Annotated in this window: 16 protein-coding genes; 5 read left to right on the plus strand and 11 right to left on the minus strand. The window is 63.2% G+C overall.

Features of this window, described 5'->3' with window-relative positions:
* Window positions 1-64: 64 nt before the first annotated feature.
* Together AC0L3I_RS13950 and leuA are read right to left on the minus strand one after the other, a co-directional pair.
* On the minus strand, window positions 65-1,843 hold the full coding sequence (locus tag AC0L3I_RS13950) for a tetratricopeptide repeat protein (protein WP_473527244.1): 1,779 nt from the start codon (window positions 1,841-1,843) through the stop codon (window positions 65-67).
* A gap of 298 nt (window positions 1,844-2,141) precedes the next feature.
* Window positions 2,142-3,818: a 2-isopropylmalate synthase gene (gene leuA, locus AC0L3I_RS13955; RefSeq protein WP_473527273.1), complete on the minus strand. Its 1,677-nt coding sequence runs from the start codon at window positions 3,816-3,818 to the stop codon at window positions 2,142-2,144.
* Window positions 3,819-4,334: 516 nt separating this feature from the next.
* Between leuA and AC0L3I_RS13960 the strand changes: the two genes are divergently transcribed.
* Genes AC0L3I_RS13960 through AC0L3I_RS13970 form a run of 3 tightly spaced genes read left to right on the plus strand, consistent with a single transcriptional unit; the run spans window position 4,335 to window position 6,597 of the window.
* The gene (locus AC0L3I_RS13960) at window positions 4,335-5,501 is read left to right on the plus strand and encodes an ATP-grasp domain-containing protein (RefSeq protein ID WP_473527245.1); all 1,167 of its coding nucleotides are present in this window, start codon (window positions 4,335-4,337) and stop codon (window positions 5,499-5,501) included.
* 5 nt (window positions 5,502-5,506) lie between these two features.
* Complete coding sequence (locus AC0L3I_RS13965; protein ID WP_123149352.1) at window positions 5,507-6,283, plus strand: esterase family protein; 777 nt, start codon at window positions 5,507-5,509, stop codon at window positions 6,281-6,283.
* Window positions 6,283-6,597, plus strand: coding sequence for a nuclear transport factor 2 family protein (locus AC0L3I_RS13970; protein ID WP_123149353.1), 315 nt, complete (start codon window positions 6,283-6,285; stop codon window positions 6,595-6,597). The genes AC0L3I_RS13965 and AC0L3I_RS13970 overlap by 1 nt, the downstream gene beginning before the upstream one ends.
* Before the next feature lie 46 nt (window positions 6,598-6,643).
* On the opposite strand, the gene AC0L3I_RS13975 is transcribed toward AC0L3I_RS13970, so the two are convergent.
* The 4 genes from AC0L3I_RS13975 to AC0L3I_RS13990 form a co-directional block, all read right to left on the minus strand.
* Window positions 6,644-7,732, minus strand: a complete 1,089-nt coding sequence (locus AC0L3I_RS13975; RefSeq protein WP_473527246.1) for an AbrB family transcriptional regulator — start codon at window positions 7,730-7,732, stop codon at window positions 6,644-6,646.
* A 69-nt stretch (window positions 7,733-7,801) separates the two neighbouring features.
* Window positions 7,802-8,110: a putative quinol monooxygenase gene (locus AC0L3I_RS13980; protein WP_473527247.1), complete on the minus strand. Its 309-nt coding sequence runs from the start codon at window positions 8,108-8,110 to the stop codon at window positions 7,802-7,804.
* A 46-nt stretch (window positions 8,111-8,156) separates the two neighbouring features.
* Window positions 8,157-8,957: an SDR family NAD(P)-dependent oxidoreductase gene (locus tag AC0L3I_RS13985; protein WP_473527248.1), complete on the minus strand. Its 801-nt coding sequence runs from the start codon at window positions 8,955-8,957 to the stop codon at window positions 8,157-8,159.
* A gap of 69 nt (window positions 8,958-9,026) precedes the next feature.
* Window positions 9,027-9,461: a DsrE family protein gene (locus AC0L3I_RS13990; protein ID WP_473527274.1), complete on the minus strand. Its 435-nt coding sequence runs from the start codon at window positions 9,459-9,461 to the stop codon at window positions 9,027-9,029.
* Between the two features lie 98 nt (window positions 9,462-9,559).
* Between AC0L3I_RS13990 and AC0L3I_RS13995 the strand changes: the two genes are divergently transcribed.
* Both AC0L3I_RS13995 and AC0L3I_RS14000 read left to right on the plus strand, forming a co-directional pair.
* The gene (locus AC0L3I_RS13995) at window positions 9,560-10,639 is read left to right on the plus strand and encodes a hypothetical protein (protein WP_473527249.1); all 1,080 of its coding nucleotides are present in this window, start codon (window positions 9,560-9,562) and stop codon (window positions 10,637-10,639) included.
* A gap of 24 nt (window positions 10,640-10,663) precedes the next feature.
* Entirely contained in the window at window positions 10,664-10,873 is a 210-nt protein-coding gene (locus tag AC0L3I_RS14000; protein WP_473527250.1) for an antitoxin, read from the plus strand.
* 17 nt (window positions 10,874-10,890) lie between these two features.
* Here the strand turns inward: AC0L3I_RS14000 and AC0L3I_RS14005 are convergent, their stop codons facing one another.
* The 5 genes from AC0L3I_RS14005 to AC0L3I_RS14025 form a co-directional block, all read right to left on the minus strand.
* Window positions 10,891-11,820, minus strand: a complete 930-nt coding sequence (locus tag AC0L3I_RS14005; protein ID WP_473527251.1) for a cation diffusion facilitator family transporter — start codon at window positions 11,818-11,820, stop codon at window positions 10,891-10,893.
* Window positions 11,821-11,846: 26 nt separating this feature from the next.
* Window positions 11,847-14,036 (minus strand): anthranilate synthase, encoded by a 2,190-nt coding sequence (locus AC0L3I_RS14010; RefSeq protein ID WP_473527252.1) that lies wholly within the window; start codon window positions 14,034-14,036, stop codon window positions 11,847-11,849.
* Between the two features lie 262 nt (window positions 14,037-14,298).
* On the minus strand, window positions 14,299-15,369 hold the full coding sequence (locus tag AC0L3I_RS14015) for a M14 family metallopeptidase (protein WP_473527253.1): 1,071 nt from the start codon (window positions 15,367-15,369) through the stop codon (window positions 14,299-14,301).
* A 201-nt stretch (window positions 15,370-15,570) separates the two neighbouring features.
* Entirely contained in the window at window positions 15,571-16,947 is a 1,377-nt protein-coding gene (locus AC0L3I_RS14020) for an FAD-containing oxidoreductase (RefSeq protein WP_473527254.1), read from the minus strand.
* Window positions 16,944-17,405: a DUF4126 domain-containing protein gene (locus AC0L3I_RS14025; RefSeq protein ID WP_473527255.1), complete on the minus strand. Its 462-nt coding sequence runs from the start codon at window positions 17,403-17,405 to the stop codon at window positions 16,944-16,946. The genes AC0L3I_RS14020 and AC0L3I_RS14025 overlap by 4 nt, the downstream gene beginning before the upstream one ends.
* Window positions 17,406-17,544 lie beyond the last annotated feature (139 nt).

Below are 17,544 nucleotides of genomic sequence, written 5' to 3' on the forward strand. Positions count from 1 at the left end.
ATTGCGCCTTGTCCCAGCCGATGGCCAGTAAAATTTTCGCGATCAGCTGTGCTAATTTAGAAAGCTAGCTGGCATTGCCGAGCCCGGCGGCACGCAACGCCTCGACCAGCCGGTCGGTCAGATCGGCGGGGTATCTCCGCTCGACAAAGGTCGCGCGCGGATCGGCAGCGAATTTCGGGAATTTGACAGTCATCTCGTCCACAAGTTCATGCGCCAGTTGATTGCGGCCGGTCGCCTTCGCGCCGATCAGCCGCGCAGCCAGATAGTGCGATTTCGTCGGCGTCGCTTGCAGCGCATCGCTGGCAAGCGCGGCCTTGTTCATATCGCCCGCCATGAACTGCCCGACGAAAAGCCCGTAGTCCCACCAGGTCGGATGCGCGCTGGAGGTTTCGGCGGCGTGAGCAAGGATCGGTGTTCCCTCCCTGTACCTGCCGGCGAAAATCAACCCATAGGCGTAAGCTGCTGCCATGCTGAGGTCGTAAGGGTTGAGTTCGTAGGCCTTGTGCATCCAGCGGATCGATTCCTCCGAATTGCCCAGGCGGGAATTGAGATAGCCATAGGCACGGTGCGCATAGGGGCTGGTCGGCCCCATCTGCACGGCGCGACGGGCATGCGACATCGCCTGTTCGATCGTTGCGCCGGCTGGATAGGCGTAGTGATCTGTGGCCGCCTCGAGATGCAGGGTCGCCAGCTCCGAATAGACGAGCGACGATTTCGCATCCCGATTGATCAGGTTTTCGAGACAGCGATAGGCAGCCTCATGGGTTTTCGCGCCCTGGTCGAGATAGTACTTGTCGTTGAGCAGCAGACATTCCGTCAGGCCGGTCTGAAGATCGCTCTGTTCGATATAGTTGTAGATCGTGCCAGAGGCGGGAACGGCCGAACTCAAAATGGCGGCGACACTGTCCTCGACGGCGGAGGGTGTGCTGTCGCCGGCAGTCAAGTTGCGTGACAGCAGGACCCGTCCAGTCGCCACGCTTTGAAGCTCCAGAGTGACATCGCCTGCCGTTGGTCCCGGCAAGACATCGAATACGAAGCTGATTGCATCGGTGACCGGATCGGGCGGGCCGTCGGCGTCCCGACCGATGAAGTTGACCGTATCGAAGCCGCTGAGCCCGGCGCGCAGCGATGCCGCGACGCGGGCAGCCTCGGCACTGTTGGTTTTCACCGCAATGTAGACGAGCGGCAGGCTTTCAATCGGAGCCCATGGCGCAATGCTGCCGGTTGCCACCGCATTTTCGATCGTCGACGCGGTTTCGCTTCCCGCCAGCAATGCGCCGCTTCCCTGACGAAGGATCAGCACGCCCAGCATGGCGATGACCAGAGCGATCGCCAGCCAGAAGAACTGGAGATGGCGCAGCAGCGACGGTGCCGGCTCGCGAACGACAGGGGACATCAACGATGCGGCACCTGCGGCCATGCCGGGTTCCTCGAGCGATCTCGACAAGGTGGCAGCCGCCTCGGTGTGTTCCTCCGGCTCCGGCTCGACCGGCAGGCGGATCGCGTTGAGTTCGTAGGATGGAACATAGCCGCCACGCGGAATGGCGATGCGGATCGGCTCGGCAACACCTTCATTGGCGAAGTAATGCTGCAGAAGCTCGCGCAGCCTGCCCGCCTGCACCCGCACCACGGCGTCGGTCGACGGATCGAAATCGCCGTCCTTGCCGAAAACATCCATCGCGATGGAAAAGCCCTTGAGCTTGTCGGCTTCGCCTGCCTGCTCGCGCTCGACCAGGTAGCGAAGCAGCTTACGCGCTCGTTCGGATCTCCCGAACGTTTCGCTGGCTAGCAATCGCTCCAACGTCTCGCGCACTGCGGGGGCGGCAGGCGTGGCATGCTGCAAGTGTCGATCCTTTCGAAGTCGGCACAGGTTAAGACGCAATCATATAGAGCCTGCCCTGCCATACAAGCATGCACCCATTACGCGATCGCGTACCCCACCGGATAATTCTCCGGTGGTTAACGGCGCGAAAGGCCAGAGCAAGATGATACCGTCCGGGTTCATCTTGCTCCAGCGCTGTTAGCTTTCGACAGCTTGTCTAGAGCGGTTCAGCTTTTTGATAGAACCGCCGAACCGCTCTAAGTATTCGTTTTGCGCAATTCCGGACGGAAAACCGCTACGCACTTTTCCTGGAATTGCTCTAGTCGACCTTTCGGCCGACGATGCGGTTGGCGGCGGAAACGACGGCTTCCAGCGAAGCGGCCACGATGTTGGTGTTGATGCCGGCGCCGAACAGCTTGCCGCCGGGATGCTCCATCTCGACATAGGAGATGGCCGACGCATTCGAGCCGCGCTGCATGGAGTGCTCCGAATAGTCGAGCACCGACATCGGCACGCCGACATGACGCGACAGCGCGTCGACAAAGCCGTCGATCGGGCCGGTTCCGGAGCCTGAAATCGTCACCTCCTTGCCCCTGTCCAGGATGACCGCCTCCACCGCACGCCGGCCCTTGGTCTCGAGGTCCGGATAGGTGTGGTGGTCAAGGAACTTCAGCCGCGCGCCGGGCTGATCGACATAGGTTTCGAGAAAGCGCTCGTAGATGCGCTTGGCCGGCACCTCCTTGCCTTCGGCGTCGGTGATCGCCTGGATCGCCTGACTGAACTCGATCTGCAGGTTGCGCGGCAGGTTAAGGCCGTAGTCCGCCTGCAGCACATAGGCGATGCCGCCCTTGCCGGACTGCGAGTTGATGCGGATGATCGCCTCGTAGTTGCGTCCGACATCGGCCGGGTCGATCGGCAGATAGGGCACTTCCCAGTACGGCGTGTTGGCCTTGCGCAACGCCTTCATGCCCTTGTTGATGGCATCCTGGTGCGAGCCGGAAAAGGCGGTGTAGACGAGCTCGCCGACATAGGGATGGCGCTCGGGGATCTTCAACTGGTTCGAATATTCATAGACGTCCTTCATCCGGTTGATGTCGGAGCAGTCGAGCTCGGGATCGACGCCTTGCGTGTACATGTTGAGCGCCAGCGTGACGATGTCGACATTGCCGGTGCGCTCGCCATTGCCGAACAGCGTGCCTTCGACGCGGTCCGCGCCCGCCATCAGGCCGAGCTCGGTGGTGGCGACGCCGGTGCCGCGGTCGTTGTGCGGATGCAGCGAAATGAGCAGGTTCTCGCGGTTGTCGAGGTTGCGGCACATCCATTCGATGCGATCGGCATAGATGTTGGGTGTCGACATCTCGACAGTGGACGGCAGGTTGATGATCAGCTTGTTTTCCGCCGTCGGCTTCACGATTTCGGTGACGGCGTTGCAGATTTCCAGCGCCACTTCGAGCTCGGTGCCGGTAAAGCTCTCCGGCGAATATTCGAAACGATAACCGCCGCCGGCCTTCGCCGCCATGTCGGTGATCATCTTGGCAGCATCGGTGGCGATCCGCCTGATGCCGGCAACGTCCTTCTCGAAGACGACGCGGCGCTGCAATTCGCTGGTCGAATTATAGAAATGCACGATCGGGTTGGTGGCGCCCTGCAGCGCCTCGAAGGTGCGGGTGATCAGTTCCGGCCGGCACTGCACCAGCACCTGCAGCGAGACATCGGCTGAGACATTGCCTTCTTCGATGCACCGGCGGGCGAAATCGAAATCGGTCTGCGAGGCAGACGGGAAGCCGATCTCGATCTCTTTGAAGCCCATGTCGAGGAGCAGGGCGAACATGCGCGCCTTGCGCTCGTGGCCCATTGGGTCGATCAGCGCCTGGTTGCCGTCGCGCAGGTCGACCGAGCACCAGATCGGCGCCTTGTCGATGACCTTCGAAGGCCAAATGCGGTCGGTGAGACCGACCGTCGGGTAGGGTTGATATTTCCGGGCTGCCTCCGGCATGCCTCGGGCTGCCTCCGGCATGCCCCGGGCTGCCTCCGGCATGCCCCGGGCTGCATCCTTGCCCATCTCCCCGCTGTCTGCGCGGATCTCTTCTCGTGCGTTCATTGTCGTCTCTCCCGGCGGCTCGCGGGGTCCGCCTTCAGGCGGATTTGGTGCCGAGCGGCGCCTTTACCAGATGTTCATTCGCTTGATGTGACTTGCCAATTTTGAGACTGGCCAAGGAGCATGCGCGTGAGCGGCGGTTCGACCGCCGGGCGCTCCTTCAGCGAACCCGGCGATCGCCGATAAGGCCGAGAAGCAGCAGAGCGGAAGCAAGCGCGCGCACGGTCTCGCCAGCAAAGCCGGTCTGACGGGAAGCGACGGAGGTGGCGCGGTTGATCATGGCGGTTTTCATACAGGAGCGGCTAAGGAGAGGCAAGTGGGCTGCATGGCGGCGCTGTGCGCGCCCTTCCCCACACGCGGCAAATGCGCCAGACTGGGCTGTCGACTTGGTGACAATGCCGGGGGAGGCCGTCCATGAATTTCGTGTTCTTCTCGCCGCATTTTCCCGCTAACGGCGCCGACTTCTGCGATCGGCTGAGGAAGGCCGGTGCCACCGTGCTCGGCATCGGCGACGCGCCCTATGAAGCGCTGAACGGAAAACTGAAGACGGCGCTGTCGGAGTATTATCGCGTCGCCGACATGGAGGACTACGAGCCGGTGTTCCGGGCGATGGGCCATTTCATCCACAAATGGGGCCGCATCGACCGCTTCGAGTCGCTCAACGAGCATTGGCTGGAACTGGAAGCCAACATCCGTACCGACTTCAACATCTTTGGCACCAAACTCGATTTCGTGAAGAATTTGAAGCGCAAGAGCCGCATGCGCGCCTTCTTCCGCAAGAGCGGCGTCGAGACCATACCGCAGCGCAAATGCTCCGACCGGGCCGGTGCCATGACCTTCATCCGCCGCGTCGGCTATCCCGTGGTGGTGAAGCCGGACTCCGGCTCCGGCGCCTCGAACACCTTCAAGATTTCCAATACGAGGGAACTCGACCAATTTTTCAAGGACAAGCCGGAAGATGTCAGCTTCGTCATGGAGCAGTTCATCGAGGGGCTGGTGGTGACCTTCGACGGGCTGGTCAACCGCGACGGCGAAGTGGTGCTGGCGGCCAGCCACCGCTACGACCAGAGCGTCATGGAGGTGGTCAACCGTGATCGCCACATGAGCTACACCTGCTTTCCTGAGATCAGCCCGGCAGTCGAGGAGGCCGGCAGAAAGATCCTCATGGCCTTCGACGTGCGCGAGCGCTTCTTCCATATCGAGCTGTTCGAGACCAAGGACGACCGCATCATCGCGCTTGAGGTCAACATGCGGCCACCCGGCGCCTGGATGACCGACGCCATCAACTATACGTTCGACATCGACGTCTATGCGGCGTGGGCCGAGATGGTGGTCAGGGATGCCGCTGGCGGGCCTTACAAGGGCAAGTACTTCACCGCTTATGCCAGCCGCAAACGGCACCTCCACTATTTGCATAGCCATGCCGACGTGCTAGCCGCCCACGGCGACAAGATCGTCCACCATCAGGCCATCGAAGAGGTTTTCAGCCGCGCCATGGGACACTACGCCTATCAGATGCGTTCCAAAGACGCCCAAGCGCTGCGCCAGGCGGTCAATTACATCCACGCGGAAAAGGCGTGAGGCCGATGGATATTTCTTATCACAAGGGTTTTGCCCGCAACCTTGGCCGCGACATGGAATACAAGCGCTACGGCCATGCCGGGCGGCCGGTGGTGGTGTTCCCGACCTCGCAAGGACGGTTCTACCAGTTCGAGGATTCCGGCGGGGTCGCAGTGCTTTCGGAGTTTATCGACACTGGCCGCATCCAACTCTTCACCCTCGACGGCATCGATTCGGAATCCTTCTTCGCCAAGCATACCGACCCGGCCGACCGCATCGCTCGCCACGAGGCCTATTTCCGCTATGTGCGCGAAGAGGCGATGCCGGAAGTTCTCTCTACAGCGACCGAGGCCAATGGCGGGCGCACGCTGAAGCCGTTGTTTTCAGGCTGTTCGATGGGCGGCTATCATGCGTCGAACTTCGTCTTCCGATTTCCGGAACTGGGCAGCGGCGTGATTGCGCTGTCGGGGGTCTATTCGACCCGCGACTTCTTCGGAGAGGCGCTCGACGGCAACATCTTCTTCAACTCACCGCTCGACTATCTGCCTGGCATCGTCGACCAGAAACTGCTCGGCCGGCTGAAGGCGCTGAGGCTGATCTTCTGTTGCGGGCAGGGGGCATGGGAAGAACGGATGCTGGTCGAGACACGGGCGCTGGAACAGGTGCTGCGCGAAAAGTCCATTCCCGCCTGGGTCGACTATTGGGGAGGCGATGTCAGCCATGACTGGCCATGGTGGCACAAGCAACTGGTCTATTTCTTCGCCCGCTGGCTGGATGATGACCTGATGCACAGGCTGGATTGATGACCCCGCCCGATCCCATCCGACGCTTCGTCGAGGCCACCAATGAAGGTGACACTGCGACGTTTCTCGACACGTTCACGGCGGATGCATTGCTGAGCGACTGGGGCCGCACCTTCAAGGGGCGCGCAGAGATCGCGCGCTGGAACCAGTCGGACAATATCGGCATGCAGTCCCATCTCAGCATTGTCTGCGTCGCAGCTGTGGACGGCACCTATGAGGTTCGCATTGCCGTGAAGGGCAATGGCTTCAACGGTGAGGGCGACATGACCTTCACGCTGGACGGCGATCTCATCTCCAGCCTGGTGATTGCGTGACTGTCCGCGCCGTAACGGTGCGGCGGAACACATCTGCGCGAGCGGGTCATTCCTTCAGGCTTCTTGCCACCAGCCGCGCCACGCTCGGCCCGACCAGCAGAACGACCAGGAAGCGGGCCGACTGCAGCGCCATGACGAAGGAGATGTCGACGTTCTGCGCGGCGGCGGCGATGATGGCGACGCTGTCCATGCCGCCGGGGCTGGTGGCCAGATAGGCGGTCAGCGGATCGACGCCGAGCAAATGGCTGATCATGAAGCCGAGACCGCCGCAAAAGGCGATCAGCGCGATGATGGAGCCGACGATCTGCGGCAGCGCCCGCGTCGCGTGACGCAGGATCGGCCGCGTGAAGTTCAGTCCGATCGACCATCCGACCATCGCGTAGCTGACGGCCAGCAGCCAGTTTGGCAATTGCATCGGCACGCCAAGACCGAGGTGAATCACCGCGCCGAAGATGAAGGTGCCGAGAAAGAAGGGCGACGGCAGCCTGAACAGCTTTCCCATCAGGCCACCGACGAGGGCGATGCCGATGGTGGCGGCGAAGGCCTGCGGATCGATCGGTGGAAACCAGACGATGGGCGGAATCTCGATACCCGATGTGTCGACCCACATGCGTGCGATAAGGGCCGCAGTCATCGAGACGAAGATGACGCGCAGATATTGCATGAAGGCGACGAGGCGCTGGTCGGCGCCGAAGGCGCCTGCCATCAACACCATGGCGGTGGCCGCGCCCGGCGATGAGCCCCAGACTGCGGTGGTGCCGGGCAGGATACGCCAGCGGCTGATCAGCCAGCCGAGCAGGCTTGACGCAGCAACGGTCGCCACCACGGTGCCGAGGAACAGCGGCCATTCCCTGTAGAAGACCGGAAAGATGTCCGCGGAGATCGAAGCGGCGACAAGGCAGCCGACGATCGCCTGGGCGGCGCCGAACAAAGGGCGCGGCACGCGCACCGTGGCGCCGTTGGTGCCGGCTAGGATCGCCGCCAGCATCGGCCCGATCAGCAGCGCCGCCGGCAAGGCGGCGAATTCCAGCGCGCCGGCAAACAGGATCGAGAAGATCGGGAGGGCCAGCCACTGCCAGGCTTTGGATATCCGCGCCATGCGTTCGACGGTCGGCTGGTCTGGCAGGGAATCCATTTTTCGGTCTTAGACCCGAAGAGGGGAGATGCGAACCCCGCGGCGGCGAAAAATGTGTCCGCTCAGGCGTCAGTCGGTTTTAACGGTGGGCAGGCCGAAGCCACCTACCGGCTGGGTCTCGACCTGGAATTCGAAGCCGGCGATGATCGGCCGCGCCTTGGCGATCGCCGCCTGGACTTCCGGCAGTTGCAGCGAAGCCTTGTGGCTTGCCTGGTCGGTCCACACCTCGGTCACCCAGATCGCGTCGGCATCGGCCGGGTCAGTGGCGATGATGTAGCTCAGGCAGCCAGGCATGGCGCCGGTGCTGGCAAGCAGGACATGCATCATTGCGTCGCGCTGGCCGCGCGTCGCCCGCATCTTGCCGATCAGACCGTACATTGCCGTTTTCTCCGTTGGCTTCCGCGACAAGTATGCAGGTCGCCGCTCACGGCATCAACTGGCCACCATTCACCTCGATCACCTGGCCGGTGATGTAACCGCTCAGCAGAGCGGACGAGAGGAACAGATAGGCGCCGACGCAGTCCTCGGGCGTGCCGGCGCGGCCCTGCGGAATGGTAGCAACCATGGCCTTCATGTGCTCCTCGGTCGAATAGCGCTCGTGGAAAGGCGTGGCGATGGTGCCCGGCGCCACCGCGTTGACACGGATGTTGAAGCCGATCAGTTCCTTGGCCATGCCGCGGGTAACATTGGAGACGAAGGCCTTGGCCGAGCCATAAAGGCCGGCGCCGCCGCCGGCGCCATTGCGCGCCGCAATCGACGAGGTGTTGACGATGAAGCCGCCCTGGCGCTTCAGCCATGGCATCGCCTTGCGCGATGCGGTCAGCACGGAGCGGGCGTTGAGGTCCATCACCGCGTCGTAATGCGCCTCGGTTAGTTCGGCATAGGGCACGCGCCCAAGCATGCCACCGGCATTGTTGACCAGTCCATCGAGCCGGCCGAAATGTTGCGCGCTGTCTTCGACGACGCGCTCGACATCGGCGGGGATCGAGAAATCGCCCTGGATCAGGAATACCTCGCCGCCGCCGTTGCGGATGGTCACGGCCAGGTTTTCGGCAGCCGCCCGGCTTGAATTGTAATGCAGCGCGACGCGGCATTTCTGCGCGGCGTAGGCCAGTGCAAGTGCCGCCCCGATGCCGGTCGAAGCGCCGGTGATCAGCACCGCCTTACCGGCGAGATCGGGGATGACCAACGTGGGGGTGAGAAGGGCGGTTGTGGTGGTTGGCACGTCTATTCCTCCGGGACTCTCCCGCTCTTCGTAGGGCCTCGCCGCCCTCATGTTCAAGTCCGGAGAGGTTCAGGGCCGCAAATAGGCGTAGCCCTGGCGCTGCAATTCGGCGAGCTTGACGACGCCGCCGGTCTCGGCGGCATGGAAGCCATAGAGGAGATCGGTGAGCGCAACATCCATACCGTGCATGGTGTTGGCGCAAGCATGCGGGGTCAGCCCGTCGCGGACCAGGCCGGAAAAACGGCTGGAAATGGCAGCTGACGCGCTCTTCGACTTGAAGGCGGCGAGGGCCGGTCCATGCACGACCAGCACGATGTCGACCTTGCCGCCGGTGCCCTCATAATGGTTCTTGATATTGCCCAAAACGAAGCCGACCTTGTCGAGATCACTGAGGTGATAGGCGACCTTCTGCCTTTCTTCCACGGCTGCCGCCTTCACCTGGCGCAGCCCGAAGAGGCCAGCGGCCCCGGCAAGGCCCACACGGAAAATATCGCGGCGTCGCATCATGTCGTTCTCCAGTATGCAGTCCTCGCAAATTGCGTGGCTTCGGCCTCGATCCTAGCATAAATTGAAGTCACGTCCTGTCGGGCGAGGAGGGGCACATGACATCTAGGACCATTGTGGGCGCCGGACTTGGTGGCGCCTTGCTTGCCGCTGTTGCCGGCACGGCCCTTGCCGACGATACGCCTGAGCTCACCGAACTCAGCCGGGACGGCAAGGATGCCTGTTTCGGGCGTGTCTATGATGCCGCGCATCTCAAGGTACATCCGAACCAGAAGGTGGGACGGATTTTCTTCTACTATGGCAGCGATCCGGTCAGCCACCCGAACGAGGAGCCGAGCAGCGCTCCGTCCGGCTACAACGGCTTCATGGCGACGACGGTGCGCAGCGCCAAAAAGCCCGAATGGGTCGGCGGTTGGTGCGGCAAGGATGACTCGCAATCGGGCGAGATCCATTGCGGCATGGAATGCGACCGCACCATGGCCTTACTGAACGTCGATGAAAAAGGCCGGCTGATCGTCTCCGGCGTGCATCGCAACCTTTATCTCGATGCCGGCGCCGAGGATGAGCTGGGCGAAAAGGAGTTTACCAAGCAGGCACTCGGCACGGAAGATGACGGCTTTCGGCTCGACCGCATGCCGGCGCAGACCTGCAAGGCCGAATTCGCACGCATCGATCCGGTCGATCCGGCGTTGGGAGCCCCGCTGCGTGAGCGGCTGAAACCGGACCAGCCGTTCTGCTACGGGCGCGACTACGATGCCGCGCATCTCGGCTCGCATCCCGATCAGCTTACCCACACCATCCGGGTTTTCCGGGGCCCGATCGAACTGGCCGCCTTCGCCAAGGACGGCGATCCCACAACCTGGCCGAGTGGTGCCGACATAGCTGTTTCCGTCACCACGCGCCACAAGGCGGCCAAGGTCACGCAGAGCTACAGTTGTGAAGGCGAAGCGGACCAGTGGCGCTGTGTGGCGGGCGGAAAGACAAGCGACTTTTCCTGCGATATCGTGGCCAGGGAGATTTATCTGCGGCGCGGCGCCAACGGCACGATGATGCTGGCCAACCCCAACAGCAGCCTGCCGATCGTTGACCTGTGCTCGAAGGCGGCCGGAGGCGAGACCGCATCCGACGACAAGGTCTACCGGCTGGAGCCGATGCCGCAGGCTGCCTGCGCGCCTTGACACTTGGGTCAGAAAGGACGGCATATGAACAAGGCAAAGGTGTTCTGGTCAGGCCGCTCGCAGGCGGTGCGTCTGCCCAAGGAATTTCGTTTCGAAACCGAGGAGGTTTCGATCCACCGTCAAGGCCGGGCGGTCATCCTAGAGCCGCTCGCGCAGGATTGGGCCTGGCTCGACCAGGTGACCGGGCCGCTTGACGACGACTTTGTCGAGGCAGCTTTAGAACGGCCGACATAGATCTGATGATCGCCGCTTCACGCGAACGGCACGGCCGTCGTGCCCTTGGGCAGTTTTGCCTCGTCGTCCGGCTCGACATGGATGGTGACGCGCACCGAGGGGTTTTCGGCCTTCAGCGCATCTTCGATGCGGTCGCAGATGACGTGGCTGGCGCCCACCGACATATCGGCATCGACGACCAGATGGAACTCGATAAAGGTGGCGCGGCCGGCGATGCGTGTCTTCAGATCGTGGACCTCCAGTGCTCCCTTGCAATTGGCCGAGATGATGTCGCGGATGTGCATGTGCTCGTGCGTGTCGACGGCACGGTCCATCAGTCCGTTCATCGACGAGCCGATCACGTGCCAGCCCTGAAACAGGATGTTCAGCGCGACGATGACGGCAAGAGCGGGATCGAGCACTTGCCAGCCGGTGAGCACGGCGCCGGCCAGACCAATGAACACGCCGACCGAGGTCGCCACGTCGGTCATGATGTGCCTGCCGTCGGCGACCAGTGCTGGCGACTTCTCGGCACGGCCGGCACGGATCAGCGTCAAGGCCCAGAAGGCGTTGATCGCCGTCGCGACGCCGTTGATGGCAAGGCCGCTCCAGGGCTGTTCGAGCGGGACGGGATGCCGCCAGTACCACCACACTTCGTTGAGGATCAGAAGGGCTGCCAGCACGATCAGCACGCCTTCCAAAACAGCCGAGAAATACTCGGCCTTGTGGTGACCGAAGGGATGATCCTGGTCGGCCGGCTTGTGGCTGACCTGGATCGCCCAATAGGCGGCGGCAGAGGCAATGACGTTGACGATCGATTCCAGGGCGTCCGAATACAGCGCCACGGAACCGGTGATGTACCAGGCCGCCAGCTTCAGGCCGAGCACGACGAAAGCCACGATGATCGACCAGAAGGCGAGGCTGGCGACCTTGCGCTTGGCGGCGTTTTTCGAATCGATAGCGGTCATTGATCTTCCGGCCGCCGAAACCGGAGCTAAGCCGCCTTTTCCTTGGCCTTGCGCGGCAGATGCGCAACGATGTTCTCGATGATGCGCATGCCGGCATTGTGGCCGAGCGTCATGATCGATTCCGGGTGGAACTGCACCGCAGCGATCGGCTCCTTGCTGTGCTCGAAGGCCATGATGACGCCTTCTTCCGTCTCGGCTGTGACAACGAAGCCGTCGGGCAGGCGGACCGGATCGGCGAAGATCGAGTGATAGCGGCCGACCGTCACCTCCTTGGGCAGGCCGGAAAAGATGATGCCCGGCTTCGACACGCGGATACGCGACGGTTTGCCATGCATCGGCACGTGCAGCTGCCGCAGCTCTCCGCCATAGGCCTCGGCCAGCGCCTGCAGGCCGAGGCAGACGCCGAAGATCGGCAGGTCGCGCGCGCGGGCTCGCTTGATGGTGGCGGCGCAGTCGAAGTCCTTCGGCGTGCCGGGACCGGGCGACAGCACGACCAGATTGGGTTTCAGCCGGTCGAAGACCTCGTCCGGCACAGGCGTGCGCACGGTCGAGACATTGGCGCCGGTCTGGCGGAAATAATTGGCCAGCGTGTGGACGAAGGAGTCCTCGTGGTCGACCAGCAGGATGTTGACGCCGTCGCCGACGCGCGCGGTAGCGCGTTCGGTGTCGGCGGCATTGCCTGATTTGGCGTCGCGGATGGCGGAGATCATGGCGGATGCCTTCAGTTCGGTTTCGGCTTCTTCTTCCTCGGGAATGCTGTCGAAGAGCAGCGTGGCCCCGGCGCGCACCTCGGCGATGCCGTCCTTGATGCGGATGGTGCGAAGGGTCATGCCGGTGTTCATGTCACCGTTGAAATTGACCATGCCGATCGCCCCGCCATACCAGGCGCGCGGGCTCTTCTCGTTCTGCTCGATGAATCGCATGGCCCATAATTTCGGTGCGCCGGTGACGGTGACCGCCCAGGCATGCGACAGGAACGCGTCGAAGGCGTCCATGCCTTCGCGCAGCCGTCCCTCGATGTGGTCGACGGTGTGGATCAGCCGCGAATACATCTCGATCTGGCGGCGGCCGATGACGCGCACCGAGCCTGGGTCGCAGACCCTCGACTTGTCGTTGCGGTCGACGTCCGAGCACATGGTCAGCTCGGATTCGTCCTTCTTCGAATTGAGCAGCTTCAGGATCTGCTCCGAGTCGGAAATGGCGTCGTCGCCGCGCTTGATCGTGCCGGAGATCGGGCAGGTCTCGACACGGCGGCCGTTGACGCGCACGAACATTTCGGGCGAGGCGCCGATCAGGTATTCGCCCTCGCCGAGATTGATGAAGAAGGAATAGGGCGAGGGGTTGATGCTCTTCAGCTTGCGGGAGATGTCGGAGGGCGGTGTCTCGCAGCGCTCGTAGAACATCTGGCCGGGCACCACCTCGAACAGGTCGCCGCGCTTGAAACTCTCCATCGCCTTGCGCACCAGATTGGCATATTCGCCGGGCGCATGGTCGCCGCGCGGCGGGATGCGGTCGGCGGTCTTGAACGGCTCGACGATTTCGTCGCGCGGCAATCCCTCCGTCGAAAACCCGTCGCCGGAATAATCGTAGCGGTCGGTCCAGGCCTTGGTCGAATAGTGGTCGACGACCAGGATCTCGTCGGGCAGGAACAGCACGAGGTCGCGCTGGCTTTGCTGGCGCTCCAGCTTGTAGTCGACCGGATCGAACTGGAAGGCGAGATCGTAGCCGAAGGCGCCATAGAGGCCGAGATTGGCGTCTTCCTCCGTCTTGAACAAGGCGGTGATGGCGCGCAGCACGGTGAAGACGGAGGGAACGCGGCTGCGTTCTTCTTCGGTGAAGACACGGCCTGGCTTGGCCACATCGAGGCGGATCAGTCTCCTCGACGTCTCGGCGATCGTCACGTCGTCAAGCCCGCCAAGCGCCTTGCCGATGACCGGCAGAAGCACCTCGCCGCGGCTGTTCAGCGCCTCGATGTGCACTGCGCGGCCACGCGCCGAGATCACCAGCGGCGGGTCGATCATGGCGGTGTCCCAACGCGTATAGCGGCCGGGATATTCGTAATTCGAGGAAAACACGGCGCCACGACGTGAATTCAGCCCGTCGATATAGGCGTCGATCGCGCCTTCATAAGGCCGATCATGGCGCTCGCGGGTAATCGTCACGCCACCCGCCGTGACGAAGCGCTCCGCCCCGTTCTCCAGAATTTTCGTCGTCATTGCCGTCTCCATCAGCGTCTTGGCTATTTCAGCGTCTTGGGGCAACGGACCCGGGGCATGGCTTGAAAAAACAAATGGCCGCCCGGACATTCCGTTGCGGCCACCTTCTATTTTCACGCGCACGCGTTCGAACAGGCCGCTGTCAGCGAGCCCACCACCAAACGGTCTTGATCGAGCGCATGTTCATAGCGATTCCAATAGCGGCGATTGCACGGCCACGCAACTGGATTCAATGGAAGGCTTGGAGAAGGGCATGAGCCCCTCAATCCTCCAGCGTTCCCGACCTTGCATCGGCGCTCTTCCTGTCGCCGACCAGCTTCAGCAGATCTTCGCCGGCACGGATGATGCGGCGGGACCGCCGTGTCAGGATGATGCCTGCTTGCGGCGCAAACACCTGCGTGCGGCCGCCGGCTTCACCCGGCGCATGAACGATGGTGGCGAGCAGTGCGCCTTTTGCCACACGGTCGCCGGGCTTCACGTCGTAGAGGACCGCGCCCGCCCGAGGCGCCGGCATCATGTCGATGTTTTCGAGCGGTGCAACGATACCGGTGAAGCTGCTGGGCGTGGACAAGGCCTGGTCCAGGACCACGCCGCGCCCCACCAGCAGCCGATAGAGCCCCTCGGCATCGGAGCCGGCCAGAGCGCCGTCGACATCGAGGATGCCGCGATACTCGACCGTGGTGGCGACGCGCCGGTCGAACCGGGCCACATCGGCAGGGACGTTCAGATACGGTGTGATCGAGGCGCCTTCGAAGGTGCCGTCGGTGTCCTCACCCCACAGGATCACCGCATCGACGCCCATGGCCGCCGCACAATCCGCCATGGCCGGCCATAGGCTGGCATGGACATAGAGGTAGGCGAGGCCCTCGTCGTCGCAGTGCAGGTCGAGCACGATGTCGTGGCCGATCGACAGCTGCAGCAGCCGCGTCTTCAGCCGCTGGTCGGCCGTGCCAAATGTGGCGTCCGGCAAGAGCGTCGGGTCAGGCGCGGCCAGCAGCGGAAAGCCGCGGTTGAAGTTGGTGCGGGTGCCCAAGTGAAAACGGCCCTGATGCTCGCCGAAATGATACTGGGCGCGGCCGATCGGATTGGCCTGGGGTACGATGGTGATATCGCCCTTGATGCGGCCTTCCGCTTCGGCGTTTTCGAGCATCGGCATCAGCGCGTCGATGGCGACGACCCCCGGCAGTTCGCCGGCATGCAGTGCCGCCTGCAGATAGGCCGAAGGTGCGGCCTTGTCGCTGCCGTCAAAGCGGAACCCTTCGAAGCGGAACACTGGGAATTCGTAGCAAACGCCCTCGCTGTCGCCGGCAATGCGCTCGATCGATTTCTGCATGATACTCCTCCAGGAAAGAGGCTGAACACATGCCCTTTCGCCGATACGCTGTCGATTGGTCCAGTCTGCTGCGCTATGGGCGCAACTATTGCGCGGCGTGCGTCACCAGCAGCTGGCGGTCCAACGTCTGCGACACCGCCACGGCGATCGCCAGCGGCGCCAAAACCGCGCCGTTGTGCGCTTGCCGCTTGCGGTCGTAGCCTATGCCAGCGGCTTCAATTCCTGGGCAATGGTGGGCAGAAGTTCCGAGACGTTGGGGTGGATGTGCATGGCGCGCGCGAGCGTGCTGACCGGCGCCTTGGCGTACATCAGGTCGAGCACGCAGTGGATCGCCTCGTCGCCACCGGGGCCGAGCACCGAACAGCCGAGGATTTCCTTGGTGTCGGCGTCGACCAGGATCTTCATGAAACCTTGCGTCTCGCCTTTTTCGACGGCGCGGCCGACGCGGGTCATCGGCCGCTGGCCGACCAGCGCGCGACGGTCGGACTTTCTTACCGCCGTCTCGGTCATGCCGCAGCGGCCGAGCGGCGGGTCGGTATAGAGCGCATAGGCTTCGATGCGGTCGCTCACCTTGCGCGGATCGTCGTCGAGCAGATTGGCGGCGACGATCTCGTAGTCGTTGTAGGAGGTGTGGGTGAAGGCGCCCTTGCCGTTGCAGTCGCCCATCGCCCAGATGCCGGGCACGCTGGTGCGCAGCTGGTCGTCGACGACAATGAAGCCGCGTTTGTCGACCTCGATGCCGGCCTTGTCGAGGCCGAGATCGTCGGTGTTGGGCGTCCGGCCCACTGCCAGCAGCACATGCGAGCCGACAGCCGGCGCCTTGCCGGCAGAGGAGGACACGGCAATGTCGCTGCCCTGCCTGGCAAAGCCGATGTCGTCGGCGCCGAGATGAACCGTGATGTCTTCGTTTTCGAGGATGGACAGGATGGCGGCCGAGACATCCTCGTCCTCGCGGGCGATCAGCCGCGGGCTCTTTTCGATCACCGTGACCTCCGAACCGAAACGGCGGAACATCTGAGCGAATTCGAGCGAGACGTAGCTGCCGCCGACGACGACGAGATGGCGCGGCAGCACGTCGAGATCCATCATCGACGAGTTGGTCAGGAACGAAATGTCGTTGACGCCTGGGAGGTCGGGCACCGAGGCACGGCCGCCGGTGTTGATGAATATTTTCTCGGCGCTCAGCAGGTCGTCGCCGACGCGCACGGTGTTGGCCGATTCGAAGCGCGCATGGCCGCGGTAAAGCGTGCATTTGTCCATGCCGGCAATCCAGCTCTCGAGGTTGCCGCGGGCGTCGTTCGACACCTTGTCCTTGCGCGCCTTGATCGCCTTGTAGTCGACGCCGACCGGACCGGAGAGCGTCACGCCGTAGTCGGCGGCGCGGCGGGCAAGATGCGCGGCATAAGCGCTGGCCACCATGGCCTTAGTCGGCATGCAGCCGGTGTTGACGCAGGTGCCGCCGACCAGCTTTCGCTCGATCAGTGCTACGCTCATGCCGGCCGCCGTCAGCCGGCCGGCGAGCGGCGGGCCGGCCTGTCCAGCGCCGATGATGATGGCGTCGAATGTCTTTGCCGTCATGCCACCGCCGCCACGATCAGCAGGCCGCCGATGATCGCCACCGCGTCCTCGATGAAGGCTGCGGGCTGGTCTTTGCCGAAAGCCAGCGCCAGACGTTTGCGCAGCTCGGCGCCGCCCAGCGTGCCGATCACCGCGCCGATAGCGCCGGCAATCAGGCCGCCGATGGTCGCGCCGCCGGTCGCGCCGATCACCGCACCGGTGAAGGCGCCCATGACGATGCGTGCGCCGAACTGCTGCGGGACCTTGCGGCTCGGCGTCGACGGCAACTGATCGGTGATCAGCTCGGCGATGGCCAGGATGGTGAAGATGCCGACGATGATCCAGTGGCCCATGAAACCAGCCCAGGTTCCGGCGACCGGCAGCCAGCCGAGATAAGCGCCCCAGGCGACGGCGGCAGGCGCGGTCATGGCGCGAAGGCCGGCAACGACGCCGATCAAAAGTGCAAGAATGTACAGCATGGTTGACCCCTCGATCACGGCCTGGGACAGCCCAGCCGAGGCAGGCTAGCATAGGATCGGCATTTGACCAGAGGCCTGCGATGTCTGGCGTTACCCGATCTTTATGGACTGTGCTTTGACACCACGTTGAAACAGCAGG

The organism is Mesorhizobium sp. WSM4840 (genome assembly GCF_055811755.1).